Raw genomic sequence first — 1,280 nt, 5'->3', positions numbered from 1 at the left:
GAAAAAGATGATGATGGCAATCTACTTGATATTGCTCAAAGATCTCGTTCTGATGTTTCTGTGCTAAACCTCAACAACAGCTCTATCGTTTTTGAGAAGCCAACAGACGATCACTACCAAACATTGCATATAGGTTCTGGTAAACCAGACACGCAAGAAGTCTACAATGCAACGGATGATGCGAAGATTTACTTCAACGCTGAATGGAGTGATGGTGCTGCAATAGAGGACCAAAAAACCGATAGACTTTTGATCCATGGAGATATCTCTGGAACCACATCAGTTTATGTTACGGGGCGCTTAGAAGAGAACAATATCGAAGCAAATACCTCTGCTGCTGCCAATATCCGTGGTCTTTCACTCATTCAAGTTTCTGGAAAAGCAGAAGAAAACTCTTTCAAACTGGTAAATGGCTATACCACAAGAGATGGCTTACCGGATATGTATACACTACGTGCCTATGGACCAGAGTCAAGCCATGGACAAGCCGATGTTGCACAAAACCTCTTTGATGAAAAGAATGAAAATTTCTGGGATTTCCGTTTACAACCCGAGCTGCTTAGCTCCAATTCTGGTTCAAATCCTGATCCTGAAACAAATATCCCTACCGTTGCCCTTGTACCACAAACAGCAAGCTATTTGGTCATGCCAAATGCTCTCTTCTACAGTGGATTAACCGATATGGCTAAACAAAACGCGCTTTTAGCCAATATCAGAACATCCGTCTTAGGAAAAGAAGAGGAGAAACAAACTGGTTTCTTCCTTTACACCTATGGAAGCACAGGAACTTTATCTTCTGAGCGTGGTCCTCTCAAATATGGTTATGGTGCTGATATCCGCTATGCTGCTCTCCAAGCCGGAGTCACATTGGCAGCAATTGAAGGGCAAAATACCACAACACATTTCGGTCTTGTAGGCACCTATGGGCAGCTGTCTTTCACTCCAAAGGACATGAAAGATGCAGGAAAGAACACGCTGGATAAATGGGCCATTACAGCCTATGGCAGTATACAGCATAACAGTGGTTTCTACATCGATGCACTCTTGTCCTATGGTATCCTAAAAGGGCATATCGCCAATGCCATCAGAGGCAATACCGCGAAGTTGAACGATGCCAAAATGTTTAGTATCTCCACCACTGTTGGCAAAGAGTTTGTAACCGGAATGGAAGGCTTAACCTTTGAGCCACAAGCACAAGTTGCCTATCAACATTTGATGTTTAATACCATTGAAGATGCTGATAATTTTACCGTTGATATGAAAAATCCTTCTCAATGGTT

General features: G+C 42.6%; 1 protein-coding gene. It reads left to right on the top strand.

What is annotated here, in order from left to right:
• A partial coding sequence (locus ACFIK2_RS08595; RefSeq protein WP_375677161.1) for an autotransporter outer membrane beta-barrel domain-containing protein occupies nt 1-1,280 on the top strand: 1,280 nt, incomplete at both ends.

The organism is Bartonella sp. AP88XZML (assembly GCF_042195565.1).
Lineage (GTDB): Bacteria > Pseudomonadota > Alphaproteobacteria > Rhizobiales > Rhizobiaceae > Bartonella.
This window is presented reverse-complemented; position numbering and strand designations above follow the sequence as displayed.